Source organism: Massilia sp. P1_C10, assembly GCF_056406475.1.
Map to the genome: position 1 here is coordinate 354,735 of NZ_JBFUAC010000001.1, position 26,371 is coordinate 381,105.

Here is a 26,371-nt window from a genome sequence, read left to right on the forward strand (position 1 = left end):
GCGGCTAGTTGTTTGAACCAGAAAATCCGGCGTTCGCGCCGGATTTTTTTTGCCCGCACCGTCCAGCGAGGCCCTGATTCTTTGCCGCTGGCCGCGGTGCGCAAGTTTCCGTAGAATGCAGGCACCCAAGGCGCCTGCCTTCACTCAAGGATCCTGCCATGCCCTCCAGCCTTCCCCGTTTCCTTCTCGCCGCCTGCCTGTGTTTCGGCGCGGCCTCCCCCGAAGTCACTGCCGCCCAGGCATCGGCCGCCCCCGTCGTGCAGGCGCGCAGGCTCGACCAGCTGGCCACGGCGTTCTACGCCGCGCGCGCCGACTTCGAGCCGCTGATGATGACCGCCAACGGCGACGGCCGCTACGACGACCAGCTGGGCCTGGGCATCGCGCCGAAAGTGCGCGCCGCCCACTACGAGCGCTATCGCCGGCTGCGGCGCCAGCTGTCCGCGATTCCGCGCGGCCGCCTGGACGACCGCGCCCAGCTCAATTACGACCTGCTGGCCTACGAGCTCGATAGCGCGCTGGCGATGGAGGCGTTTCCCGATTATCTGCTGCCGCTCGACCAGTTCGACAACGTCCCGAGCACGCTGGCCAACTACGCCAGCGGCACCGGCTCGCAGCCTCTGGCGACGGTGAAGCAGTACCACGCCTACCTGGGCCGCCTCCGCCAGCTGCCGGGCTGGATCGACCAGGCCATCGCCAACATGCGCGCAGGCGTGCGGCGCGGGATCGTGCAGCCGAAGGCGATCACGCTGGCAATGCTGCCGCAGTTCCGCCAGCTGCGCAGCGCCACCATCGACACCAGCATCTACTACACGCCGATCCGGAACCTGCCGGCGAGCTTCCCTGCGGCCGACAAGCAGGCCCTGACCGCCGCCTACGGCCAGGCGGTCGAGCAAATCGCGCCGGCGCTGGACCGTCTGGTCGCCTACCTGGAAAACGACTACCTGCCGGCCAGCCGCGCAAGCACCGGCTGGAGCGACCTGCCGAACGGCGTGGCCTGGTACCAGGCGCTGGTGAAGAACCGCACCACGCTGTCGCTGACGCCGGAAGCGATCCATGCCATCGGGCTGAAGGAAGTGGCGCGCATCGAGCAGCAGATGGCGGCGCTGGGACCGAAGCTTGGCTACACCGGGCCGGCCAACGGATTGTCGCAGTGGGTCGCCGCCCAAGCGAAGTTCAAGCCGTTCACCACCGAGCAGCAGGTGCTCGACGCCTATCGCCAGCTCGACACCGTCGTCAAGGCCAAGCTGCCTGCTTACTTCAGCAAGCTGCCCCAGTCGGCGCTGGAGATCCAGCTGGAGCCGGAACTGTCGCGCGCTACCGCATCGAACCACTACACGCCGGCCGCCGCCGACGGCTCGCATCCCGGCGTGTTCTGGGTGGTGGTCAACGATCCGAAAGCCGTCAACACCACCGGCATGACCACATTGTTCCTGCATGAGGGACAACCGGGCCATCACCTGCACGCGGGCCTGCTGAAGGAGCTGGGCCTGCCCGACTTCAGGAAATTCAACACCGAGTACATGGCCAGCGCGGCGTTTGCCGAGGGCTGGGGACTATACGCGGAAACGCTGGGCAAGGAGTTCGGACTGTTCGACGATCCGGCGGCGTACTTCGGCCACCTGAACGCGGAGCTGACGCGCGCGGTGCGCCTGGTGGTCGACACCGGTATCCATTCGAAGGGATGGAGCCGCGAGCAGGCGATCGGGTACATGCAGCAGCATCTGGGCGCGAGCGAAGCAGGGGCGGCCAACCAGGTGCAGCGCTACATGGTGTGGCCGGCGCAGGCGCTGAGCTACAAGATGGGCGCGCTGAAAATTCAGGAACTGCGGGCGCGCGCGCAGGCGGCGCTGGGCGAAAAATTCAGCCTGCCGAAATTCCATGAGGTGATTCTGGGGGAGGGCACGTTGCCGCTGCCGATCCTGGAAGCACGCGTCGATCGCTGGATCGCGGCGACCAAGTAGAAGCCAAGCCGCGGCCCAAGGTCTGGGGTCAGGTCCGGCGGACCTGACCCCGGGTATGTCGGCGCCGCTGAATCCGGCGGCGCTCTAGCCGAAGATGGACTGCCAGAGCGCGACCACGTTGGCCGCGTGCGTTGCGACGAGCGCCGGCTCGACCCGCGCATTGTCCTGCCCCTGCAGGCGCACCTGGTGCTGCAGCTTGCGCATCGCGCGATAAGCGTCGGCCACCGCACCCGCCAGTCCTGCATCGATCAGTCCCAGCTCGCCGCACACCTTGAGCAGCGCGATGTTGCCACTGTTGGCCGTCAGCTGCGGGTACCGGTGCGCATGGCGCAGCACCAGGTACTGCACCATGAATTCGATGTCGATCATGCCGCCGGCGTCCTGCTTCAGATCGAAGCCGGTGCCGCCGGGCGAACGCGCATCGTGCATCCGCGCGCGCATCTTCAGCACTTCGGACATCAAAGGATCGCCTGGCGCGCTGCGGTCCTTGCGCAGCACCTGCTCGCGGATCGCCTCGAAGCGCGCGCCGATCGCGGCGTCGCCGGCGCAGAAGCGCGCGCGCGTCAGCGCCTGGTGCTCCCACACCCACGCCGCGTCGTTCTGGTAGCGCTCGAACGCGACCACCGACGACACCAGCATGCCCGAGGCGCCGTCCGGCCGCAGCGCGGTGTCGACGTCGAACAGGATGCCGGCCGACGTATGCGCCGTCATCCAGGTGATGAAGCGCTGCGCCAGCTTGGCGTAGTTGTGCGGCGCGTCCTGGTCGTCGTCGTCGAACAGGAAGATGACGTCGAGGTCGGAGATGTAGCCCAGCTCCTTGCCACCGAGCTTGCCGTAGGCGATCACGGCGAACTTCGGCACTTCGCGGTGGCGCGTGGCGATGGCCTGCCAGGCGGCGCCGATGGTGGCCGCGACGATCAGGTCGGCCAGCGCCGACAGGTGGTCGGCCAGCCGCTCCACCGTCAGCGTGCCGCCCAGGTCCTGCGCCAGCAGCCGGAACAGCTGGGCGTGGTGGAATTCGCGCAGCACGTCCATCTGGCGCTCGGTGTCGCCTGCCGCGCCATCGAGTTGGGACTGCAGTTCGAGCGCGAGGGCAGGGCAGTCGGGCGCCGCGCCGCGCTGGCGGTCGTCCAGCAGTTCGTCGAGCAGGATCGGGTGCTGCGCCAGGAAGGTTGCGGCCCAGCCGCTGGCGTTCATCATGCGGATCACGCGCTCCAGCGTGTGCGGGTATTCGGTCAGCAGCGACAGGTAGGCCGAGCGTCGCGCGATCGCTTCGAAGAAGTCGAGCAGGCGCGCCAGCGTCGCGCTGTGGCTGCCCACGCCCGCTTCGCCGATCACGCGGGCGATCAGCGGCAGCGCGGCGTTCAGCAGGGCCAGCAGGCGCGTGCGGCTCGCTTCGGGCAGCGCCTGCAGGCGCGGCGCCTGCCAGGTCGCCATCAGCCGGCTGGCGGCTGCCGCCGCATTGTCGAAGCCAAGCTCGGTCAGGCGCGCTTCGATCGAGGCGCGGTTGTCGAGGTCCGCCGCGGCGTCGCTCGAATGCGGGTTGACCGAGTCGCCGCTGTCGCTCTTGTCGGAGAAGATGGCGTCGAACTGCGCGGCGACGAACTCGCGGTGCGCGGCCAGCGCGGCCAGCAGCGCCCCGGTGCCGGGCAGGTTCATCATGCGCGCGATGATGGCGCGCTCGGCATCGCCCGCCGGCAGCGTGTGGGTCTGCGCGTCGTCGAGGTATTGCAGGCGGTGTTCGAGGTTGCGCAGGAAAGTGTAGGAGTCGAGCAGGCGGTCGACCGTCTCGCGCGGCAGCAGGTCCTTGTCGGCCAGTACCCGCAAGGTGGCGCGGGTCGAGCGGTCGCGCAGCGTGGCGTCGCGCCCGCCGCGAATCAGCTGGAACACCTGCGCCAGGAATTCGATCTCGCGGATCCCGCCGCGTCCCAGCTTGACGTTGTTGCTGCGGTCCGGATGCAGGCGCTCCTGGCGATCGACCTCGGCGCGGATCTGGCCGTGCATGGTGCGGATCGCGTCGATCACGCCGAAATCGAGGTAGCGCCGGAACACGAACGGCCGCACGATCGCGTCCAGGGCCGCGATGTCGGCCGCCGTGCCGGTGACCGCGCGCGCCTTGACCCAGGCGTAGCGCTCCCACTCGCGTCCCTGCACGATCAGGTAGTTCTCGACCATTGACAGGCTGGCCACCAGCGGTCCCGAATTGCCGTTCGGGCGCAGCGCCATGTCGACCCGGAACACGAAGCCGTCCTCGATCACTTCCGACAGCGCGGCGATCAGCTTCTTGCCCAGGCGCCCGAAAAATTCATGGTTCGACAGGGTGCGCTGGCCCGGGCCGGCGGCGGTGTCGCCGTCCTCCGGGTAGACGAAGATCAGGTCGATGTCGGACGATACATTCAGCTCGCCGCCGCCTTGCTTGCCCATCGCCAGCACCATCATCTGCTGCGGCAGGCCGGACTCGGCGCCGATCGGCATGCCGTGCTGCGCGACCAGTTCGTCCATCAGCGGCGCCAGCGCGGCCTGGATCGCGAAGTCGGCCAGGCCCGTCATCGCCGCCACCACTTCGGCCAGGTCGGCCTGGCCGTCCAGGTCGCGCCGGATGATCGCCGCCACCAGCAGGTTGCGCAGGCGGCGCAGCGCGCGCGGCAAGGGCAGGGCGGGCCGGTCCGCCGATGCTGCCGCCTCGGTGGCCAGTTCCGCGCCAAAATCCAGCTGGTCAAGCGATAATCGGCTGAGCGCTTCGACCCGCGCGGCGCGGCCCGGATCGGCCGCCAGCCAGCGTTGGTAGAAGCGCGATGTCGAGGCCTGCGAAAGTGGGTGCATGGAAACTGTCCGGCAGAGTGAAACAGAGTGAAAGTGCGCTTGGGAATCGCCCGCCATGGGGTAGAATTGGGCCGCCCGGCAAGTGTCGGGTCAGCAAGATGGTACGGCAGGCGGACGCGTTGGCGCAAGCGCGCTGTTTTTTGACGAATTTCTCACCCGCGAGCGACCTATTAGTGTTTTGATGCAGCAGCCTGAATCCGAAGGCGTCACCGCGCACCTGCCGCTGGCGGAGCGCTGGCGCAGGCTGCGTGCGGCCTATCGTATCTGCAATCTCGCCTCGCACCATATCCTCGGCTTCACCGTCAAGCTGGCGCTGCTGCTGTACTTCGCCTTCACCCTGCTGTTCCTGGCGCTGCGCTACGCGATCCTGCCCAACATCGACTACTACAAGGGCGACATCGAGCGCCTGGCCAGCCGCGCGGTCGGCAACCAGGTCACGATCGCCCGGATCTACGCCTCGTGGGACGGACTGCGGCCCAACCTGTTCCTGGGCGACGTGATGCTGCGCGATCCGCAAGGCCGCGCCGCGCTGTCGCTGCCGAGCGTGTCGGCCACCCTCGGCTGGTCGAGCCTGTTTACCGGCGTGGCCCGCTTCGAGTCGCTCGAAATCATCCGTCCCACGCTCGACGTGCGGCGCGACCCGGCCGGCAAGCTGTCGGTGGCCGGCATCGTGCTCAAGAGCCAGGCCGGCGGCGCGCCGAACGACTGGGTGCTGCGCCAGAGCCACATCCTGATCCGCCAGGGCAAGATCAACTGGACCGACCAGCTGCGCGGCGCGCCCGAGCTGGCGCTGGACAACGTCGACCTGCTGCTGCTCAACACCTGGAACCACCACCGCGTGGCGCTGCACGCGACGCCGCCGGCCAGCCTCGCGCAGCCGCTCGACGTGCGCGCCGATTTCACCAGCCCGCGCTTCGCCGGCAACCGCGCCGACGTCTCGCTGTGGAAGGGCGAGCTGTACGCCGACCTGCGCGACACCGACCTGGCCGGCTGGAAGCCCTACTTCGATTATCCGTTCCAGCTGACCCAGGGCAGGGGCTCGGTGCGCGCCTGGCTCTCGCTCGACCACGCCAAGCTGGCCGGCTTCACCGCCGACGTCGCGCTGGCCGCAGTCAGCGCGAAGCTGGGCCGGGACCTGCCGCCGCTGGAGCTGGCCAGCGCCACCGGGCGCCTGTCGGCGCGCGAACAGTTCCCCGACGGCGTCGAAGACGGCAGGCCTTCGTTCGGCGCGCACGGCCACAGCGTCACGCTGGACAATTTTTCGGTCGTCACCGTCGACGGCCTGACCCTGCCGCCGACCACGCTGTCGGAAATGTTCACGCCGGCGTCCAGGGGCAAGCCGGAAAAGGTCGTGGTCAGCGCGCGCGCGATCGACCTGGCGACACTGGCCGAACTGGCGGCGCAGTTGCCGATGCAGCCGAGCAAGCGCGCGATGCTCGACGACTTCAAGCCGCGCGGTAAGCTGCTCGATTTCTCGGCCGAATGGGAAGGCGCCTATCCCGCCATCTCGACCTACCGGGTGCGCGGCCGGGTCGAGAACCTCGGCCTGAACGCCCAGCCGCCGCGCCCGGCGCAGCCGAAGACGGCCAGCACGCCGGCGGTGGCGGCGATGCCGGCGATTCCCGGCTTCGACCGCCTGACCGGCACCATCGACGCCAGCGACCAGGGCGGCGCGCTGGCGCTCGACTCGACCAACTTGGTGCTGCAGATGCCGCACTTCTTCGCCGAGCCGGCGATGCCGTTCGACCAGCTGAAGATGCAGGCGCGCTGGTCCTACCCGAAGGCCGACCAGCTGGCGCTGCAGCTCGACGGCCTCTCCTTTGCGCAGGGCAAGCTGCACGGCTCGCTGGCCGGCAAGCACCTGATGCCGCTCACGCCGGGCGCCGGCAAGTTCGGCGTGGCCGACCTGCACGGCACCCTGGACGGATTCCAGATCAACCGCATCGACCGCTTCCTGCCGCTGCAGACGCCGCCGCACCTGCGCGCCTGGCTGGTCGGCGCGCTCGAGGACGGCACGCTGGAAGACGCCACCGTGCGCCTGCGCGGCGAGCTGGCGCAGTTCCCGTATCGGGCCGACACGGCCGCCGAGCGCGCGCGCGGCGAGTTCCACGTCGCCGGCCGCCTCGCGGGCGCCAAGCTCAATTACACGCCGGGGCGCTTCGGCAAGGACGGCAAGGCGCCGCTATGGCCGCAGGCCGAAAAGATCGACGGCAGCATCGTGTTCGACCGCAGCCGCCTGGAAATCAAGGCCGACACCGCGCAGACCGGCGGCGTCCAGCTGGTCGGCGTCAAGGCGGTGATCCCCGACCTGATGACGCACGACATGCAGCTCGAGATCGACGGCGGCGCCGCCGGCCCGCTGCAGGAGTTCCTCAAGTACGTCGCGGCCAGCCCGGTGACCGACTGGATCGGCCACTTCACCGACGACGCCAGGACGAGCAACTCCGCCAAGCTGGGGTTGAAGCTGCGCATGCCGCTGGCGCGCCTGGCCGACACCAAGGTCGCCGGCAGCCTGCAGTTGCTCAGCAACGACATCGTGCTGTTCGACGACTTGCCGCCGTTGCAGGCGGCGATCGGCAAGATCGACTTTACCGAGCGCGCCGTGGCGCTGAACGGCGTCGGCGCCAGCTTCCTCGGCGGGCCGCTGGCGCTGACCGGCGGCACCCAGAAAGAAGGCGGCATCGTGATCCGCATGGCCGGCACGGCCAGCGCCGACGGCATGCGCAAGACCTGGCCGGCGCCGGCGATGCAGCGCCTGGTCAGCCACTTCAGCGGCGCGGCGCGCTTCACCGGCGCGATCGCCGTGAAGGACCGCAAGGTTGAAGTGACGGTCGATTCGACCCTGGGCGGCCTCGGGCTGGCGTTCCCGGCGCCGCTGAACAAGCCGGCCGCCGCCGAGACGCTGCCGCTGCACTTCGTGCTGACCGGCATGCCGACCGGCGACCCGGCCATCGCGCGCGACGACATCCGCATCACGCTCGGATCGGCCATCTCGGCGCGCTACCTGCGCCAGAAGTCGGGCAAGGCGCCGTGGAACGTGGTGCGCGGCGGCATCGGCGTCAACGTGCCGGCGCCCGAGCCCGACAGCGGCGTGATGGTCAACGCCAACATGAAGTCGCTCAACGTGGACCAGTGGATCGCGCTGGGCAGCGGCATCGCCGGGCCGGCGGCGACGGCGCCGGCGCCCGACGCGGCGAGCGGGCCGCAGGGCCTGGCGCAGTACGTGGTGCCGGACGTGATGGCGGCGCGCGCGAACGAGCTGATCGTCGCCGATCGCAAGCTCGACAACGTGGTGGTCGGCGCCTCGCACCAGAAGGACACCTGGCAGGCCAGCATCGATTCGAAGCAGGCGTCCGGCTACGTGACGTGGAACGAGGGGCCGAGCGGGCAGGGCCTGGGCAAGGTGACAGCGCGCCTGGCCACCCTGATCATTCCGGAGTCGGCCGAAGCGGAAGTGAAGGACCTGCTCGAAGGGAGCAGGAGCGCGACGGCGAGCGTGCCCGCGCTCGACATCGTGGCAGAGCGCTTCGAACTGTTCAACAAGCAGCTGGGCCGGCTCGAACTGGTGGCCAGCAACGAGAAGGCGCTGGCGGGGCGCGAGTGGCGCATCAACCGGCTGTCGCTGGTCAATCCGGACGGCGACCTGAAGGCCACCGGCAAATGGCTGACGCGCGACGGCAAGAGCAACACCAGCGTCAACTTCACGATGGACATCGCCGACGCCGGGCGCCTGCTGGACCGTTTCGGCTTCCCGGGCACGCTCAAGCGCGGCAAGGGCAAGCTGTCGGGCGACATCGCCTGGATGGGGCTGCCGTACTCGCTCGACATACCGAGCCTGTCGGGCCAGATCGAGATGAAGGTCGAATCGGGCCAGTTCCTCAAGCAGGACCCGGGCGCGGCCAAGCTGCTCGGCGTGCTCAGCCTGCAAGCGCTGCCGCGCCTGCTCAAGCTCGACTTCCACGACGTGTTCTCGGAGGGACTGGCGTTCGACGGCATCAGCGCCAACGCCATCATCGCCAAGGGCGTGCTCAAGACCGACAACCTCAAGATGCACGGCGTCGCCGCCACGGTGCTGATGGACGGCACGGCCGACATCGCGCACGAGACCACGAATTTGCACGTGGTGGTGATCCCCGAATTCAATCTCGGCACCGGGCCGCTGGTGTATGCGCTGGCGGTCAATCCGGTGATCGGGCTGGGCAGCTTCCTGGCGCAGCTGTTCCTGCGCGCGCCGATGATGAAGGCGCTGACCTACCAGATGAAGGTCGAAGGGCCGTGGAAAGCCCCGGTGATCACCAAGCTCGACCGCCGCACGCCGCTGCCGGCCGCGGCGGTCAAAAAATAAGGGAGCGCACAGCATGCCGACAGTAGCCGCAATCCAGATGGTCTCGACGCCCGACGTGGCGGACAACATCGCCACCGCGCGCCGCCTGGTGGCGCAGGCCGCGGCCGGCGGCGCCACCCTGGTCAGCCTGCCCGAATACTGGCCCATCATGGGCATGAGCGACACCGACAAGGTCGGCCACGCCGAGCATCCCGGCGCCGGTCCGATCCAGCAGTTCATGTCCGACGCGGCGCGCGGCCACGGCATCTGGCTGATCGGCGGCACTTTGCCGCTCGTTTCGCCCGACGCCGGCAAGGTGATGAACACCACGCTGGTCTACAACCCGGACGGCGAGCCGGCCGGCCGCTACGACAAGATCCACCTGTTCGGCTTCAACAAGGGCGACGAATCCTATGACGAGGCGCGCACCATCGTGCCGGGCGCCCACATCGGCACCTTCGAGGCGCCGTTCGGCCGGGTCGGCATGTCGGTCTGCTACGACCTGCGCTTCCCCGAGCTGTACCGGGCGATGGGCGAGTGCGCGCTGATCGTCGTGCCGGCCGCTTTCACCTACACCACCGGCAGCGCGCATTGGGAGGTGCTGCTGCGCGCGCGCGCGATCGAAAACCAGTGCTACGTGCTGGCGGCGGCGCAGGGCGGCACCCACCAGAACGGCCGCCGCACCTTCGGCCACAGCATGCTGATCGACCCTTGGGGCGCGATCAAGGCGGTGCTGGCCGAAGGCGAGGGCGTGATTCGCGGCGAGATCGACCTGGCCGTGCTGGCCAATGTGCGCGAAAGCTTGCCGGCGCTCAAGCATCGCCGGATGTGACCGGGTGCGCGGTGTCGCTCTATGGCACAATGCCAGCATCACCATGAAAGAGCCGCACAATGAAACCATTTGAACCGAACCTGTCGACCCTGGCCGTGGCGCGCGATGTGCTGCTGACGCCGTTCGGCCTGGACGAAGCGAAGCTGCTCAAGGCGCTCGGCACGATGTTCACGCACAAGGTCGATTACGCCGACCTGTATTTCCAATTTACCAAGAGCGAAGGCTGGAGCCTGGAAGAAGGCATCGTCAAGACCGGCAGCTTCTCGATCGACCAGGGCGTCGGCGTGCGCGCCATCTCGGGCGACAAGACCGCGTTCTCGTATTCCGACGAAATCTCCGAATTCGCGCTGCTCGAAGCGGCGGCGGCCACGCGCACCATCGCGCGCGTCGGCAACGGCAAGATCAAGGTCGCCACCTCGGCGCTGCCGACCGGCGGGCGCTCGCTGTACCTGCCGAACGATCCGCTCGATTCGCTCGATGCGACGGCCAAGGTCAAGCTGCTCGAGCGCGTCGAGAAAATGGCGCGCGCCAGGGACAGCCGCGTGGTGCAGGTGATGGCGGGCCTGGCCGGCGAATACGACGTGGTGCTGGTAGTGCGCAGCGACGGCGTGCTGGCGGCCGACATCCGGCCGCTGGTCCGCGTGTCGGTCACCGTCATCGTCGAACAGGACGGTCGCCGCGAGATGGGGTCGTCGGGCGGCGGCGGGCGCTACAACTACGCCTACTTCAGCGACGAAATCCTGCAGCAGTATGCGGACGAAGCGGTCAAGGCCGCGGTGGTCAACCTCGACGCGCGCCCGGCGCCGGCGGGGCCGATGACCATCGTGCTCGGACCGGGCTGGCCCGGCGTGCTGCTGCACGAAGCGATCGGCCACGGGCTCGAGGGCGACTTCAACCGCAAGGGCTCGTCGGCGTTCTCGGGACGCATCGGCGAACGCGTGGCGGCCAAGGGCGTCACCGTGGTCGACGACGGCACCTTGCAGAACCGCCGCGGCTCGCTGAACATGGACGACGAAGGCAATCCGACCCAGTGCACCACCTTGATCGAGGACGGCATCCTGAAAGGCTACATCCAGGACACGATGAACGCGCGCCTGATGAAGATGCCGGTGACCGGCAACGCGCGGCGCGAATCGTTCGCGCACCTGCCGATGCCGCGCATGACCAACACCTACATGCTGGGCGGCGACAAGCACCCGGAGGAGATCCTGGCGTCGGTCAAGAACGGCCTGTACGCGGTCAACTTCGGCGGCGGCCAGGTCGACATCACCAACGGCAAGTTCGTGTTCTCGGCCAGCGAAGCCTACATGATCGAAAACGGCAAGGTGACCTATCCGGTCAAGGGCGCCACCCTGATCGGCAACGGTCCGGACGTGCTCAATCGCGTCTCGATGATCGGCAACGACATGCGCCTCGACTCGGGCGTGGGCGTGTGCGGCAAGGAAGGCCAGAGCGTGCCGGTGGGCGTGGGCCAGCCAACCCTCCGCATCGAAGACGTGACGGTGGGCGGCACCGCATAAGATATACGCGTCCCGCAGAAAATGGGGTCAGGTCCGCCGGACCTGACCCGCCCTTGCACGCCGCGGCGTCCGATTTCATGCGTCAGGGCCGACCATTTTGCGCCGTGTCGCGGCCCGCCATGCTGCAGCTTCCGTCTCGACCTCGTCGTCGGTGATGGTGTCACACACATTGGCAGATTCAAGACCAGCTAGCACCTCGCGCCGAAACCATGCGTCGTGGCCTATTGCGTCTTGGCGGCACACGAAGTCGCGCATGAAATCGCGCAAAAGCTGCGCATCGGTGCGGTCGGTCGATTTTGCGGCAGCCGCAAACGCCTTTCTCAAGTCTTCATCGACCAGGAAGGTGAAGATCACATCGCTCATAGAAATCACCTCTTGTAATTCGCAATATGGACACTCTCACACTTGTTCCGCGCCGATTCACGGGCTCGGGCGTGGGCTGGAAGCGATCTCCGCAAGCACGAAAAAAGCCCGGAAATCTGGACTTTTTCAGTAGCCACGCCGCGCGCTGTCAGAACTTGTACGACGCGTTGATGTAAGCCGTGCGGCCGCGCGAATCGTAGTAACGGTCGTCATAGCCGAATTGCTGGCCGCGGTTGGCGCCCGACGTGGACGGCACGAACGGCGGCGCCTTGTTCGTCAGGTTCAATACGCCCACCGTGGCAGACCAGTTCTTGTTCGGGCTCCACACCGCCTGCCAGTCGATGGTCGAATAGAATCCCACTTCCTTACGCACGTCTTCCTGTCCAGTGACATCGCCGGCGGCATCGAGCACGTCCACCGTGGTTTCCTGGTCGCGGTAGCCGGACTTGAAATTGATCGCGAGGGTGTTGGTCCATTTGCCCGTTTTCAGGGTATTGCTCCAATGGCCCTGGTTGCGGAACGTCACGCCTCCCAGTTCGGCGAAGTTGCCGATCGCCGAGTAGTACGGGCCGTCCCGCTCCAGCTGGCTCACCTCCCGGATCATCCGCGTCATGTTCAGCTGCGAGGTCAGCAGGCCGATCGGGCTGCGGTAGCGGCCGGTGATTTCATAATCGATCCCTGTGGTGTACGACTTGCCCAGGTTCTGATTGTCGGCAAGGAAGGCGAGGTAGTTCTTGCCGGTGCCGATGTCGACCAGCGAGCCCCAGGATCTGGAGAAGCGCGCCGGGTCGGCGAACACGACCTGTTCGGTCAGCTGGCCGAAGGTATCCCGGATCTGCACGTGCCACAGGTCGGCGCCGAGGGTGAGATAGCCGACCGGCTCGAAACGAAAGCCCAGGGTCGCCTGCTTCGATCGTTCCGGCTGCAGGTCGGCGTTGCCGCCGGCGAGTTGATCGTACTGCCGGTTGCCGGGCTGGCATAAGGCGTTGTGGGCGTCGGCGACGGCCTGCAGCGCCGGCGTGCAGGTGTATTTTTCGCTCGTGACGCCATAGCCTTGCTGGAGAGCATTCACTTGCGGCACGGTGGGCGCGTGGAAGCCATTGCCGACCGAGCCGCGAATCATCATAGTGGGCTGCGGGGTCCATTTGAAGCTGGCCTTGGCGGTAGTGGCATTGCCGAAATCGGAGTAATGGTCGTAACGCACGGCGGTGCCGAATTCGAGCGTCTTGTATACCGGGATCACCAGTTCGGCGAACAGGCCTTGCGACGTGCGCGACGCGTCGTAAGGCAAGGCGCTGGCAGCGTCGCCGAAACGCTGGTCGCACGCAAGCGCGCCGCCGCACAGCACGCCGGCGGCCGGATCGGCAAGCTTGCCTTGCGCGAACAAGCCCGGGAGGGACGCAAACGATTCGTGGTTGATGTTGGCGCCGAGACCGAGAATCAGGCCGCCGCCTTGCATGCGCATCAGTTCATGCGAGCCGTTGGCCGTCAGGGAATGCAGCTTGGAGGTGCCGCCGTCCCAGTAGCCCGAGTAGGTTGCCGCCCTGATGGCCTGCTGCGCCGCGGCGCTTTGCTGGCCCGGGCCGACGAAGGGATCGAGCAGGCCGCCGCCGGTCAGCGCCTTGACGGCCAGCGCGCCTGGGTAGCCGGAGATATTGCCCTTGACCTTGCTTTCCGAGAAGTTGTACGACGCGCTGTAGTCCCATCCGGCGATCACGCCGCGCGAACCGAGCACCAGGCTGGCGAACCGCGCTTCATCGTCCGAGGCGCGCGGGCCCATGTCGAACAGGCGATAGAACGCCAGGCTGTCGCCCACGATCCCGATCGGCTGCAAGTACTTGACCGCCAGCGGCGAGCCGGCATCGATGGAGATCGAACCCGGCACCGGCGCAATGCGCGACACCTGGGTGCTCCTCGACAGCAGGAGGTCGGCGAACAGTTCCTGGCCGGCGTACTTGGCGGTGCCGGAAGCCATGAAGTTGTCGCGCTTGCGTTCGGGGAAGATCTCCAGGTCGCGCACAAAGTCGTAGCCGCAATAGTCATCGGCCAGGCCCGAGCCGTCGTTGTACGGTTCGATGACGCGGAAGGTCTTGGGCGGGCAGGCGCCGGTGGTTTTCTGGAAGGGGCTGATCAGCTGGCCCTGATCGTCGAGCGCGTTGGCGGGAATCGGGCTGGCCGAGAACTGCTGTTTGCGGTAGCGCTTGCCGTTGGCGGAAAATTCCACTTTCCCGGTATTGGCGAACGGGCGGTCGACCGACGCGAGCTTGGTCCGCTCGTCATGGCCCAAGGTCAGCATGACGTTGTAGCCGTCGGTGTCGAGCGAGCCGAATCCCTTGGTGGCGCTGATGCGCTTTTCGCGCGCGCCGTTCTGCGGATGCGAATACCCGAGCGTGACGTCGCCATCGGTGCGGTCGTGCCTGGTGATGAAGTTGACGACGCCGGCAATCGCGTCGGCGCCGTACAGGGCCGAGGCGCCGTCGGTCAGCAGCTCGACGCGGTCGATGGCCGACAGCGGGATCGAATTGAGGTCGAAGCCGGCGGCGAAGCCGGTCAGCGTCTGGCCGCCGAATTGCGCCAGGCGCTTACCGTTGAGCAGCACGAGGGTGCGCGTCTCGCCGACGTTGTGGATGGAAATACCTGAGAAGCCGAAACTGGCGCCGCCGACCGATGCCGACTCGCCGGTCGAGCCTTGCACGGTCGACAGTTTCTTGACCAGGTCGGCGGCCGAGGTCACGCCCGATTCGCGAATTGCCGCCGCCGTCATCACCGTGACCGGCAGCGCACCTTCAGCGGCGATGCGCTTGATCGACGAGCCGGTGATTTCCACCCGCTGGATCGGCGCGGCGGGCTGTTCTTCCTGGGCTTGCGCCGGCAGTGCCAGCACGGCCAGGCCGGCGCACGCGCCGCCGGCGAACAGGCGGCGCAGGGAATGGGACAAGACGGTTTCTTTCATGGTCAACTCCAAAGTGGCAGGGGCAAGCCGCAGCGCGCGTGGGTGCGGTGTAGGGTTGAGAGTGTTGCATCCGCTGCCGGCGCACCACTGAGCTAGGTCAATCGTCTCCGGCTTCGCCCGCCGTTGTGGGATCGGCGCAACCTGCACGCGGGAAAGGCGGGCGGACAAAGCGCTTGCCAAGCGCCGCACAATGTTGCTATAGTCGTTGCATCGATTCAGGAATTGCCATGCACAACGCGAAATTGTTTACCTGCTTTTTTTATTTTAGCCATGTCCAGCCCAAGGCGGCGGAGTAGGCGGCAGGTTCACGCAGCAGCAAGAACCGGATCCCCAGAACTTCGAAAGACCGCCAGCGATGGCGGTCTTTTTTTTATCCCGGCACACCCGCACACGACAACGGAGAAACGCATGCAACGCACCGACGACTTACGCATCCGCGAAATGAAGGAACTGACGCCGCCCTCGCACCTGATCCGCGAGTATGCGTGCACCGAGGCGGCGGGCGACACGGCGGCCGGCGCGCGGGTGGCGCTGCACCGCATCCTGCACGGCCAGGACGACCGCCTGATGGTGGTGATCGGCCCGTGCTCGATCCACGACACGCGCGCGGCGATGGAATACGCGCAGCGCCTGGCCGGCGAGCGCAAACGCCTGTCGGCCGACCTGGAAATCGTCATGCGCGTGTATTTCGAGAAGCCGCGCACCACCGTGGGCTGGAAGGGCCTGATCAACGACCCCTACATGGACAACAGCTTCCGCATCAACGACGGGCTGCGCATGGCGCGCGAGCTGCTGCGCGACATCAACGAGCTGGGCCTGCCGGCCGGCACCGAGTTCCTCGACGTGATCAGCCCGCAGTACATCGCCGACCTGATCAGCTGGGGCGCGATCGGCGCCCGCACTACCGAGTCGCAGGTGCACCGCGAGCTGGCGTCCGGGCTGTCGTGTCCGGTCGGCTTCAAGAACGGCACCGACGGCAACATCAGGATCGCGGTCGAAGCGATCAAGGCGGCCTCGCAGCCGCACCATTTCCTGTCCGTGACCAAGGGCGGCCACTCGGCCATCGTGTCGACCAACGGCAACGAGGACTGCCACATCATCCTGCGCGGCGGCAAGACTCCGAACTACGACGCGGCCAGTGTCGAGGAAGCCTGCCGCCAGATGGCCGCGCAAGGGCTGGCGGCGCGCCTGATGATCGACGCCTCGCATGCGAACAGCTCCAAGAAGCCGGAGAACCAGGTGCCGGTGTGCGCCGACATCGCCGCCCAGGTAGCGGCCGGCAACGACCGTATCGTCGGCGTCATGGTCGAGTCGAACCTGGTGGCGGGGCGCCAGGACCTGGTGCCGGGCAGGGAGCTGGTGTACGGCCAGTCGGTGACCGACGGCTGCATCGACTGGGAGCAGAGCGTGGCGGTGCTCGACAACCTGGCCGCCGCGGTGCGCCAGCGCCGCCTGCGCGAGGATTGACCGGCAAATAAAAAAAGGGCGCTGATTTCTCAGCGCCCTTGTTGTTTCAGCTAGCGGTCAGCAGTTTAGAACTGGTAACGCAGGCCGGCCTTGAAGTAACGGCCGATCGCGCCGCTGGCGTCCATCGGGTTGTAGCTCATGCCGCCGTAGGTCAACGGATCCAGAGGTGCGATCTTGTCGAACAGGTTGGTGATCGAGCCGAACAGTTGCAGGTTCTTCGACAGGTTGTAGCGTGCCGACAGGTCCACCGTGGTGAACGATGCCAATTTGCAGCCGTTTGGCGCATCGGTGCCGTTGGCGAACTTCGAAGCGCACAGGTCGCCTTCGAACAGCACGTTCTTCATGTCGGAACGGTAGTTCGCCGTTGCCGTCAGGTTCAGTGCGTTGTAGTCCCAGCCAGCGACGACGCTGATCTTGTCCTTCGGCGTACCGGCGCAGTTCGAGGTATCGCAGTTGCCGTGGGTGCCGGCATACTGGTACTTGACGGTCGCCGATTCGGCACGCATCCACGATGCGATGTGGGTCCAGGTCAGGCCAACCGTCGAGCGGCCATAGGCGCCCATGTTGAAGCGCTGCTTGACGTCCAGGTCGACACCCTTGATCTCGGTGTAGCTCGAGTTGCGGTAAGGCGCCTTCGAAATCAGCAGGGTGCCCGAGTTCGGGATCACCTGGCCGTTTGCACCGATCAGGTTGTTATCCGCGCGCACCGCGGTCGGCAGGGCGGCCGCTTCGTTGTACGGCAGCGGGTTGATCTCGTTCGAACGCTTGATCTTCCATCCGTCGAGCGACAGGCTGGTGCCGTTGAACGGATCCCAGACCATGCCCAGCGTGGCGCCCTTCGATTTTTCCGGCGCCAGGTTCGGCTCGCCGACCTTGACCGCGGCCACCGAAGCGGAGCAGTCATTGGCGCTGGCGCCTGGGGCCGGGGTGCCGCCTGGGCAGCGGATCGGATCGCGCGCGGTGGCGGTGCCGGTCGACTGCGACTCGATGCCCGATTCGGCTGGGCCTGGAGCGCGGAAGCCTTCCGAGTAGGTGCCGCGCAGGGCGAAGGTCTTGACCGGGGTCCACTTGGCGCCCAGTTTCGGGGTAGTCGACGAGAACGCGCTGTACTTGTCGTAACGCAGTGCGCCGTTCAGCTCGAGCGTCTTGATCACCGGTGCGGCGACTTCGACAAATACCGCCGAGACGTTGGTGTCGCCCTTGGCGGCCACGTACGACGCGTTGATCGAACCGTCCGAGGTGCCCGACAGCGAAGGATTGTCGAGCTTGTCGCGGCGGTGTTCGGCGCCGACCGCCAGGCCCATGGCGCCGCCCGGCAGCTGGAACAGCTCGCGCGATGCCTTGAAGTCGACCATGTCGAGCTTGGTGGTCGAGTGCGATTTCGCGTTCGTCACCATCGCCGCGTACAGCGAGGCCGGGTTCTTGCCGGCCTGGTTACCGATGTAGTACGGGAAATACGGGCTGGCCGGGTTACCCAGCGCATCCTTCAGCACGTTCATTTTCAGCATGTTGCTGTAGTTCAGGTCCAGCTTCGACTCCGAGTGCACGTAGGCGGTGTCGAAATCCCAGCCCATGGAGTTGCCCTTGGCGCCGATCACGAAACGGTTGAACGAGTTGTCGACCGAGCGGGTGCTTGGGCCGACGTCGAACGCGGCGTAGCGCACGCGTACCGGCACGCCGTATGGGTTCTGCGGGTGGTTGGCGGCGAGCACGATGGTGGTGCCGGCGCCGGAGCCGTAGTTGATCACGCCGCTCGGGTTGGCCGCGGTCGATGGGAACGCGACGGTCGGGGTGATCGACGGCGGGGTCAGGGTGAACGAGGTGTCGCGCTTCGAGAAGCCGGCTTCGGCGTAGACCTGCAGGTCGGCGTTGATCTGCTTGGTGCCGCGGGTATAGATGTTGCCGCCGTTGATTTGCGGCTGCATCGAGCGGAACTGGTCCTGGTGCCACACGCAGCCGTTGGCCGGCACTGGCTGGACCGAGGTCGAGAACTGGGCGCAGCCGGGCAGGTACTCGTAGGCCAGGGTGGTTGGGTTGCGCAGCGCGCCGGTCGGGGTCGCGCCGGCGACGCCGCCGCGAATGTCGCCCGCGGCGAACTGGGTGGCCAGCGGGTAGCCGTACGGACGCAGGTCGCCTTTGCCGATCCACTCGCGACCGGCACGGTCATTGTTGAACAGTTCGTTGTTGGCGAACAGCTCGGCGTTGAACAGCACGTTGTAGCCGTCGGTGTCGAGGTTGCCCTTGCCCCAGGTCAGCGACGCCTTGTAGGTCTCGCCGTCGCGGTACTTGGAGGTGCCGCCGGTCAGCTTGGCGACAACGCCGGTGAAGTCCTTGCGTAGGATGATGTTGACCACGCCGGCGATCGCGTCGGCGCCGTAGGTCGAGGAGGCGCCGTCTTTCAGCACTTCGATGCGCTCGACCGCTTCCATCGGCACGGTCGACAGGTCGGTAAAGCTCTTCTGGCCGTCATCGGCGCGGGCGAACGGCGCCATGCGGCGGCCGTTGAGCAGCACCAGGGTCGAAGTCGCGCCCAGGCCGCGCAGCGAGATTGCGGTCGAACCGGCGGCGAAGCCGTTGCCGAAGCCGGTCGGCAGCGAACCGGCGCCGTCGGCGGTCAGGGTCTGCAGGTATTCGGCGACCGTGCCCTTGCCGGACTTGGCCAGGTCTTCGCGGCTGATGACCTGGACCGGGGAGGCGGTCTCGGCCGATGCGCGCTTGATGCTCGAACCGGTGATTTCAACGCGCTGGATCGGGCCAGCGGCGTCTTGCGCCATGGCCGGCTGCGCCATGGCCAGGGCGGCGACGGCGAACGATACAGCTTGTGCGAGTGCTGTTTTCTTGTACATGTTGACTCCAGGAGAATTACTGAGATACGAACCGGCGCCCGCGCGTATGCATATTTTCTTCCGGCATGATAGGCAGCAGGAACGTTCTGCATACGCGACGGAAACGTGACGTCCATCGTGGTGCTTTTCAATTCAGGGGTGAACCTGTTTTAAAAGCGCAGCCATCTCACCATCCCGGTAAGAGAGTGTCAATACTCGCTTGACAATGCATTTGTAAGCGCACAACAGTGGACGGATGTTAATGAACGGAAATACTGCGCTGCAACATGACCGCTCCGGCGGCGCGGTGGATCGCGGCGCCGGGGTTTTCGACAGGGTGGGTACCGCTAACGGCGAGAAAATATGTTGCGCCGCAACCTTGCACGCAAATTATATTTTTTGTTGACTCGCAACGCAGGGCGGCGTGTGCACCTGGCGTTTTGTTGTTTTTCCGCACAGCGGCGCGGGCCGGCCGGGCCAAAAAAAACCGCCGGCGGATGCCGGCGGTTTTTGCGGAGCTACCCTGCGATCAGTACTTGTACTGCGCGCTCAGGTAGAACGTGCGGCCGATCGCGCTGGCGTAACGCGGATCGTAGCCCAGCTGGTGCGAACCGGTGGCGCGCAGCGACAGCGGCGGCTTGACGTCGGCCAGGTTCTGGATGCCGGCGGTCAGCTCCAGGCCCTTCATCAGGCGGTACTGGGTCTGCCAGTCGAACGTGTAGTAAGCCTTGACGTTCAGCTGGACCGCGGCGCAATCGCCGTTGGCGTCGCCGACGCTGACGGCGCAGTCGTCTTCCGAGTACGCCTTGTCCTTGTAGCCACTGCGGTAGTTCGCCGACAGGGTATGCGTCCAGTTGCCGATGTCGGCGCTGGTCGATGCCTTGACGATGTTGCGGAAGCTGACCGCATCATTGCTGCCGAACTTGCCCAGGCTGGTTTCCCACTGGTCGCTGGTGCCCGGCGTCGTATAGCGCGACTTGACCAGGTAAGTACCGGCCAGGCGGCTGGTCAGGCGGGTATCGCCGAAGCGGTTCTTGAGCAGGAAGTCGTAGTCGATGCCCTGGTTTTCCTGTTGGCCGATGTTGATCGGGGCAAGCAGGATCGCCAGCGTCTTCAGGCCGGTCGAGGCCTTGAACTTGGTGGTGTACAGCGACAGGTACTTGTTCGGATCGGCGACGATCAGCGACTCGCTGACGCTGGTGACGGCGTCCTTGATGGCGACGCTCCAGTAATCGAGCTTGACGCTGAAGTTGCTGGTCGGCTCCCACACGGTGCCGAGCGACCACTGCTTCGAGTGCTCCGGCTTGAGCTCAGGATTGCCGCCGGTGAACTCTTCCAGCTGGCCCTTGTTCGAATCGCAGTACTGCGCCAGCGGATGGTTGGCCAGGCCGTTGGCCGCGGTGAACGGGCAGTTGTAGGAACCGCCGGTGACGCCGAAGTCGGTCTGTGGCTGGCCGATTTCCAGCATGCTGGCCGCCTTGAAGCCGGTGCCGTAGGCGCCGCGGAACAGCAGCGTCTTGGTCGGCTGGTAGCGGGTGCTGATCTTGTAGGTGGTGGCCGACTGGTCGTGGCCGACGCTGGCGCCCTTGAGGTTGTCGGTGATCTTGCTGACGCTGTCGTAGCGCAGCGAGCCGGTCACGTCCAGGTCCTTGATGACAGGCACCAGCAATTCGGCGAACGCGCCCGCGTTGCGGCGCTTGTAGTCGAATTGCGGCTGGTCGTCGTCGAACAGGATTTCCGAATGGCTGACCGCAGGGTTGCCCTTCTGCGAGTAGCGGGTGGTGCGGAAGTCCGCGCCCGTGCCGAGCTGGGCGGTGCCGGCCGGCACCTTGAACACTTCGCGCGAGGCGCGGGCGTCGATGCCCTTCATCTCGATTTCGGTGTTGGTGTAGTTGCCCACGTACTGGGTCGCCGCCAGCGCTTTTTTCATCGCGTCAGGCATCTCGCCCAGCGCGTACGGGAACGGATCGATGGTGCCGTTGGCCAGCGCCGCGTTGAACTTGTCGGCCAGCGGGAAGCCGCCGACGTAGTTGGTCGGCGATTTGTTGCGCGAGTACGTCACGGCCGAGTTGATGTCCCAGCCCATCGCATTGCCGTCGACGCCGGCGACCAGGTGGGTGGTCTTGCTGGCGTAGTCGTAGGCGCGGCCGCCCAGGTCCTGCAGGCGGTACTTGACGGTGGCCGAGGTTTCGGTGGCCAGCTGCTGCGCGGTCAGGTAAGGCGCGACGTACTTGGTAAACAGCGGCGAGCTCTTGTCCAGCGAGAATTCGGCCGGGTAGGGCGCGATGTTGGCGTAGACGTGCGCGTCGTTCAGGGCCAGGTCGCCGAAGGCGCGGAAGCCCGACTCGCCCAGCTTCAGCTGGCCCGAGGCGTAGAAGCCGTCGCGCTTGATCTCCGGCGAGATTTCCACGGTGGTGGTGTAGTCGAAGTAGCAGTTGCCGTCGCCCAGGTCGACGTGGGCCGCGGGGCAATGGCCGTTGATCTTCAGGTAAGGGTTGATGTTGACGGTCTTGCTGGCGCCGGCCGCGTTGAGGTACTTGACGGCGACGTTCGGCGGAATCGAGCGCGACGAGCCGTTGAAGAACTGCAGCTGGCGGCCGCCGTCGGTGAAGTTGATGATGCCGGTCTTGGCGAAGTCGCGCTGCGACGCTTTCAGGCGGTCTTCTTCCTGGTGGCTGTACGACAGGTAGAGGCTGTAGCCGTCGGTGTCGACGTCGCCAAAGCCCTTGCTGATGCTGGCCGACTTGCCCTTGGCGCCAGGGTGCTGCGGCTTGGTAATCTTGGCGTCGATGGTCAGGGGACCGGCGCCTTTCTTCAGGATGAAGTTGACCACGCCGGCGATCGCGTCGGCGCCGTACAGCGCGGAGGCGCCGTCGGTCAGCACTTCGATGCGCTCGACGGCCGACAACGGGATCGAATTGACGTCGATGGTGGTGCCCGAGGTGGCCGGGGCGATGCGGCGCCCGTTCAGCAGCACCAGGGTGTAGGACGAGCCGACGTCGTGGATCGACGCGGTGGTGATGCCGCCGCCGCCGCCGCCGACCGAATCGGCCGCCACGGTGAAGCCCTGCATCACTGGCAATTGCTGGATGAAGTCGGTCACCGAGGTGACGCCGCTGCGCTGGATGTCTTTCTGGTTGAAAGTTTGAACCGGCAATGCCGCTTCGGCGGCGATGCGCTTGATACTCGAGCCGGTAATTTCCACGCGCTGGATCGGCTGGTCGGCCGTTTGCGCCGCGGCCAATTGCATGCCGAGCAGCATGCCGCCGGCGCAAATTGCGCGCACCGAACGCGATAAAATTGTTTCAACCATCATCTTTGACTCCAATATTGAATAGTGTGTTCACAACGGCATGGGTGGGGCCGCTGCCTTGAAAATTGCCGGCCCCCGGTCAGGAGTCGGCAAGCTTTTTGGGAAAAGTTTTTTTCCAGGCAACATCAGAGCATCGCGGCGGACATCCTGTCAATACTGAACGGCATCGCGCTAGCCTGAAAAACAACATTTGTACCAGTTCTTGCTGTCTAGACGACTTTGGCCGGGCGGACTGGACGGAAACGTCGCCGCCGGCGCCGATTTGCGCTATCGTTACGCCTTTTTTGCGGCGCGGCCGAACCGGGCCTGTCCACCACGGAGTTTCGACATGCTTGCCTATATCCTGCGCCGCCTGTGGCAGATGCTGCCGACCATGGCCGGCGTGGTCGTGCTGGTGTTCTTCCTGTTCAACTGGGTAGGCGGCGATCCGGCCTATCTGCTGGCCGGCAAGATGTCGAGCGCCGAGCAGATCGCCAACATCCGCAAGCAGCTCGGCGTCGACCAGCCGTACTACGTCCAGCTCGGCATCTTCGTCAGGCAGATCCTCACCTTCGATTTCGGCAACGCCTGGAGCACCGGCGAAGCGGTGTCGCACATCATCGCCACGCGGCTCGGGCCGTCGCTGACGGTGCTGGTGCCGCTGACCATCCTCGAGACCGTGTTCGGCATCGCGCTGGCGCTGGCGATCGCCTTCGTGCGCGGCTCGCTGACCGACCGCGCCGTGATGATCGCCTGCACGGTCGGCATGTCGATCTCGATCCTGGTCTACATCATCGTGTTCCAGTACGGCTTCGCCTACAAACTGGGGCTGTTCCCGGTGCAGGGCTGGGGCGAGCATTTCCTCGAAAACCTGCTGCGCTACGCGACCCTGCCGATCCTGATCGGGCTGGCCGTGTCGATCGCGCCGACCCTGCGCCTGTACCGCAGCTTCGTGCTCGACGAAGTGGGCCAGGACTATGTGCGCACCGCGCGCGCCAAGGGCCTGGGCGAACGCCGCATCATGTGGGTGCACGTGCTGCGCAACGCCGCGATCCCGATCATCACGCACGTGATGGCCAGCCTGCCGGCGCTGTTGATCGGCGCCTTCCTGCTCGAGCGCTTCTTCGGCATCCCCGGCATCGGGCGCGAAGTGATCCTCGCGGTCGAGCGCAGCGACTTCCCGGTGATCAAGGCGATCACCGTCTACGTGGCCGCCGCGACCATGCTCTTCAACCTGCTGGCCGACCTGATGTACCAGGCCGTCGACCCGCGCGTTCAACTTTCCTGACCCGATGACAGCACTGACCGACCTGCCAACTTCGCCCGGCCTGTGGACCCTGGCCTGGCGCCGCCTGCGCGCCGACAAGGTGGCGATGGTGTCGCTGGCGATCGTCGCCGCCTTCCTCGCGCTGCTGGTGCTGTCGGCCTGCGGCCTGGTCGCCGCCGACTGGGAAAAGGAAGTCGGCGTCAACTACGCGCCGCCGGCTTTCGCGGGCGACGCCGGCCTGACGCGCGCCGCCGCCGTGGCCGAGGCGCCGGCGCCCGACAACGCCTTCGACCCGCTGGGGGACGACATCCGCGCGATCAAGGCCGATCCCCATTACCGCGCCGCCAGCTTGGATGCGGTGCGCCGTCCGACGCTGCCGTTCGGCGCCGACAAGTGGGGCCACGACATCGTCAAGAAAACCATCAAGGGCGCCGAGACCTCGATCGTGGTCGGGCTGGTGGCCGCCACGCTGGCGGTGGCGCTGGGCACTTTGTTCGGCGCCGTGTCGGGCTTCTACGGCGGGCTGGTGGACGACATGTTCAACTGGTTCTACAGCATCTTCACCTCGATTCCGTCGATCCTGATGATCCTGACCGTGGCCGCGGTGCTGCAGCAGAAGGGCATCGCCACCATCGTGCTGATTCTCGGGCTGACCGGCTGGACCGGGCCGTACCGCCTGATCCGCGCCGAATACATGAAACACAAGGCGCGCGAATACGTGATGGCGGCCGACGCCATCGGCGCTTCGACCTGGCGCAAGATGTTCTCGCATATCTTCCCCAACGTCAGCCACGTGGCCCTGGTGCAGCTGTCGATCCTGGTGGTCGGCTTCATCAAGGCCGAAGTGATCCTGTCCTTCCTCGGCTTCGGCGTCCCGGTCGGCACCGTCTCGTGGGGCAGCATGCTGAACGAAGCGCAGAACGAGCTCATTCTCGGCAAGTGGTGGCAGCTGACCGCCGCGGCGATGGCGATGGCGCTGCTGGTGACGGCGTTCTCGCTGTTCACCGACGCGCTGCGCGACGCGCTCGACCCGAAACTGAAATAAGGCGGCCATGACGAACGACTCCAGCATGCTGCTGCAAGTGCGCCACTTGCGCGTCACCTTCCGGCTCGACAAGAAGACCAGCTTCGAAGCGGTCAAGGGCATTTCCTTCGACGTGCCGCGCAATGCGACGGTGGCGCTGGTGGGCGAATCGGGCAGCGGCAAATCGGTCAGCTCGCTCGCGGTCATGGGCTTGCTGGCGCCCGAGAACAGCATCGTCGACCCGGCCAGCCGCATCCTGTTCGACGGCCGCGACTTGCTCGCGCTGCCGCTGGCCGAGCGGCGCCGCATTGCTGGCCGCGACATCTCGATGATCTTCCAGGAGCCGATGTCCTCGCTCAATCCGGTGTTCACGGTCGGCTTCCAGATCGGCGAAGTGCTGCGCCTTCACATGGGCATGAACAAGAAGCAGGCGCGCGCGCGCACCCTGGAGCTGCTCGACGAAGTCGGCATCCCCGACCCGGCGCGCAAGATCGACGCCTACCCGAGCCAGATGTCGGGCGGCCAGCAGCAGCGCGTGATGATCGCGATGGCGATCGCCTGCGAGCCCAGGCTGCTGATCGCCGACGAGCCGACCACCGCGCTCGACGTCACGATCCAGAAGCAGATCATGGCGCTGATCGCCAGCCTGCAGAAGAAGCGCCAGATGTCGGTGCTGTTCATCACCCACGACCTGGGCCTGGTGGGCGAGATCGCCGACCGCGTGATCGTGATGCGCCACGGCGAAGTGCGCGAGGAGGGCGAGGTGCGCCAGATTTTCGAGCGGCCGGCCGACGTCTACACGCGCGCCTTGCTGAACTGCCGGCCGAGCCTCGACGCGCGGCCGATGCGCCTGCCGGTGATCGACGACTACATCGCGGGCGGCGGCGTGCTGGCCGGGCAGCCGCAGCGCAAGCGCGGTACTGCGCCTGGCGATGAGCCGGTGCTGGTGGTCGACAAGCTGTCGAAGAGCTTCTACTTCCGCGAGGGCCTGTTCGGCAAGCGCGAGTTCAAGGCCGTCAAGGACGTCTCGTTCACGCTCGCGCGCGGCAAGACGCTGGGCGTGGTGGGCGAGTCCGGATCGGGCAAGACCACGGTGGGACTGACCCTGCTGCGGCTGCATCAGGCCACGTCCGGCACCGCAATGTTCGAAGGCCGCGACCTGATTTCCATGCCGGCGCGCGAGTACATGCCGTACAAGCGGCGCATCCAGATCATCTTCCAGAACCCGTATGCGTCGCTGAATCCGCGCTTCACGGTCGGCCAGATTCTGATGGAGCCGATGCGCATCCACCGTATCGGCGCCAACGACAGCGAACGCGTGGCGATGTCGATGGCGCTGCTGGACAAGGTCGGCCTGCCGGCGCAAGCCTTCCACCGCTATCCGCACGAATTCTCGGGCGGGCAGCGCCAGCGCATCGCGATCGCGCGCTGCCTGACGATGAAGCCGGAGATATTGGTGTGCGACGAATCGGTGTCGGCGCTCGACGTGTCGGTGCAGGCGCAGGTGCTCAATCTGCTGCAGGATCTGCAGGACGAATTCGGCCTGTCTTACATCTTCATCTCGCACGACCTGTCGGTGGTGAAGTACATCGCCGACCAGGTGATGGTGATGCACCAGGGGAGCGTGGTGGAGCTGGCCGATTCGGACGAGCTGTATCGCAATCCCCAGCATCCCTACACGAAGACGCTCCTGAGCGCGATTCCCCGCGGCGTATAGCAA

13 protein-coding genes are annotated in these 26,371 nt (G+C 66.3%); 8 read left to right on the forward strand and 5 right to left on the reverse strand.

The window, feature by feature from the left end:
• The first annotated feature begins 158 nt into the window (after window positions 1-158).
• On the forward strand, window positions 159-1,961 hold the full coding sequence (locus AC1D02_RS01705) for a DUF885 domain-containing protein (RefSeq protein WP_477313065.1): 1,803 nt from the start codon (window positions 159-161) through the stop codon (window positions 1,959-1,961).
• An 84-nt stretch (window positions 1,962-2,045) separates the two neighbouring features.
• On the opposite strand, the gene glnE is transcribed toward AC1D02_RS01705, so the two are convergent.
• On the reverse strand, window positions 2,046-4,784 hold the full coding sequence (gene glnE, locus AC1D02_RS01710; protein ID WP_477313067.1) for a bifunctional [glutamate--ammonia ligase]-adenylyl-L-tyrosine phosphorylase/[glutamate--ammonia-ligase] adenylyltransferase: 2,739 nt from the start codon (window positions 4,782-4,784) through the stop codon (window positions 2,046-2,048).
• Window positions 4,785-4,965: 181 nt separating this feature from the next.
• Here glnE and AC1D02_RS01715 point away from each other — a divergent pair, with 181 nt between their 5' ends.
• Genes AC1D02_RS01715 through tldD form a run of 3 tightly spaced genes read left to right on the forward strand, consistent with a single transcriptional unit; the run spans window position 4,966 to window position 11,460 of the window.
• Window positions 4,966-9,129: a YhdP family protein gene (locus AC1D02_RS01715; RefSeq protein ID WP_477313069.1), complete on the forward strand. Its 4,164-nt coding sequence runs from the start codon at window positions 4,966-4,968 to the stop codon at window positions 9,127-9,129.
• Between the two features lie 13 nt (window positions 9,130-9,142).
• Window positions 9,143-9,940: a carbon-nitrogen hydrolase family protein gene (locus AC1D02_RS01720; protein WP_477313071.1), complete on the forward strand. Its 798-nt coding sequence runs from the start codon at window positions 9,143-9,145 to the stop codon at window positions 9,938-9,940.
• Window positions 9,941-9,999: 59 nt separating this feature from the next.
• Window positions 10,000-11,460, forward strand: coding sequence for a metalloprotease TldD (tldD, locus tag AC1D02_RS01725; RefSeq protein ID WP_477313073.1), 1,461 nt, complete (start codon window positions 10,000-10,002; stop codon window positions 11,458-11,460).
• A 75-nt stretch (window positions 11,461-11,535) separates the two neighbouring features.
• Here tldD and AC1D02_RS01730 read toward each other — a convergent pair whose 3' ends face one another.
• Together AC1D02_RS01730 and AC1D02_RS01735 are read right to left on the reverse strand one after the other, a co-directional pair.
• Window positions 11,536-11,823: a hypothetical protein gene (locus AC1D02_RS01730; protein ID WP_477313075.1), complete on the reverse strand. Its 288-nt coding sequence runs from the start codon at window positions 11,821-11,823 to the stop codon at window positions 11,536-11,538.
• Between the two features lie 148 nt (window positions 11,824-11,971).
• Window positions 11,972-14,776, reverse strand: a complete 2,805-nt coding sequence (locus tag AC1D02_RS01735; protein WP_477313077.1) for a TonB-dependent receptor plug domain-containing protein — start codon at window positions 14,774-14,776, stop codon at window positions 11,972-11,974.
• Between the two features lie 408 nt (window positions 14,777-15,184).
• Between AC1D02_RS01735 and aroG the strand changes: the two genes are divergently transcribed.
• A complete protein-coding gene (aroG, locus tag AC1D02_RS01740) occupies window positions 15,185-16,243 on the forward strand; it encodes a 3-deoxy-7-phosphoheptulonate synthase AroG (protein WP_477313079.1) in 1,059 nt (352 codons plus the stop codon).
• A 65-nt stretch (window positions 16,244-16,308) separates the two neighbouring features.
• Here the strand turns inward: aroG and AC1D02_RS01745 are convergent, their stop codons facing one another.
• The gene (locus AC1D02_RS01745) at window positions 16,309-19,089 is read right to left on the reverse strand and encodes a TonB-dependent receptor (protein WP_477313081.1); all 2,781 of its coding nucleotides are present in this window, start codon (window positions 19,087-19,089) and stop codon (window positions 16,309-16,311) included.
• Between the two features lie 508 nt (window positions 19,090-19,597).
• Window positions 19,598-22,384 (reverse strand): TonB-dependent receptor plug domain-containing protein, encoded by a 2,787-nt coding sequence (locus tag AC1D02_RS01750; RefSeq protein ID WP_477313083.1) that lies wholly within the window; start codon window positions 22,382-22,384, stop codon window positions 19,598-19,600.
• Between the two features lie 325 nt (window positions 22,385-22,709).
• Between AC1D02_RS01750 and AC1D02_RS01755 the strand changes: the two genes are divergently transcribed.
• The 3 genes from AC1D02_RS01755 to AC1D02_RS01765 are packed head-to-tail and all read left to right on the forward strand — an operon-like array spanning window position 22,710 to window position 26,368.
• Entirely contained in the window at window positions 22,710-23,648 is a 939-nt protein-coding gene (locus tag AC1D02_RS01755) for an ABC transporter permease (protein ID WP_477313085.1), read from the forward strand.
• A gap of 4 nt (window positions 23,649-23,652) precedes the next feature.
• Entirely contained in the window at window positions 23,653-24,672 is a 1,020-nt protein-coding gene (locus AC1D02_RS01760) for an ABC transporter permease (protein ID WP_477313087.1), read from the forward strand.
• Window positions 24,673-24,679: 7 nt separating this feature from the next.
• The gene (locus tag AC1D02_RS01765) at window positions 24,680-26,368 is read left to right on the forward strand and encodes an ABC transporter ATP-binding protein (protein WP_477313089.1); all 1,689 of its coding nucleotides are present in this window, start codon (window positions 24,680-24,682) and stop codon (window positions 26,366-26,368) included.
• The last annotated feature ends 3 nt before the right edge of the window (window positions 26,369-26,371 follow it).

What these genes read in the sequence shown, in the direction of transcription:
- glnE (WP_477313067.1), bottom strand. Translation starts at nt 4,784, where the DNA reads ATGCACCCACTTTCGCAGGCCTCGACATCGCGCTTCTACCAACGCTGG.
- tldD (WP_477313073.1), top strand. Translation starts at nt 10,000, where the DNA reads ATGAAACCATTTGAACCGAACCTGTCGACCCTGGCCGTGGCGCGCGAT.
- AC1D02_RS01730 (WP_477313075.1), bottom strand. Translation starts at nt 11,823, where the DNA reads ATGAGCGATGTGATCTTCACCTTCCTGGTCGATGAAGACTTGAGAAAG.
- AC1D02_RS01760 (WP_477313087.1), top strand. Translation starts at nt 23,653, where the DNA reads ATGACAGCACTGACCGACCTGCCAACTTCGCCCGGCCTGTGGACCCTG.
- AC1D02_RS01755 (WP_477313085.1), top strand. Translation starts at nt 22,710, where the DNA reads ATGCTTGCCTATATCCTGCGCCGCCTGTGGCAGATGCTGCCGACCATG.
- AC1D02_RS01765 (WP_477313089.1), top strand. Translation starts at nt 24,680, where the DNA reads ATGACGAACGACTCCAGCATGCTGCTGCAAGTGCGCCACTTGCGCGTC.
- AC1D02_RS01705 (WP_477313065.1), top strand. Translation starts at nt 159, where the DNA reads ATGCCCTCCAGCCTTCCCCGTTTCCTTCTCGCCGCCTGCCTGTGTTTC.
- AC1D02_RS01715 (WP_477313069.1), top strand. Translation starts at nt 4,966, where the DNA reads ATGCAGCAGCCTGAATCCGAAGGCGTCACCGCGCACCTGCCGCTGGCG.
- AC1D02_RS01720 (WP_477313071.1), top strand. Translation starts at nt 9,143, where the DNA reads ATGCCGACAGTAGCCGCAATCCAGATGGTCTCGACGCCCGACGTGGCG.
- AC1D02_RS01750 (WP_477313083.1), bottom strand. Translation starts at nt 22,384, where the DNA reads ATGATGGTTGAAACAATTTTATCGCGTTCGGTGCGCGCAATTTGCGCC.
- AC1D02_RS01745 (WP_477313081.1), bottom strand. Translation starts at nt 19,089, where the DNA reads ATGTACAAGAAAACAGCACTCGCACAAGCTGTATCGTTCGCCGTCGCC.
- aroG (WP_477313079.1), top strand. Translation starts at nt 15,185, where the DNA reads ATGCAACGCACCGACGACTTACGCATCCGCGAAATGAAGGAACTGACG.
- AC1D02_RS01735 (WP_477313077.1), bottom strand. Translation starts at nt 14,776, where the DNA reads ATGAAAGAAACCGTCTTGTCCCATTCCCTGCGCCGCCTGTTCGCCGGC.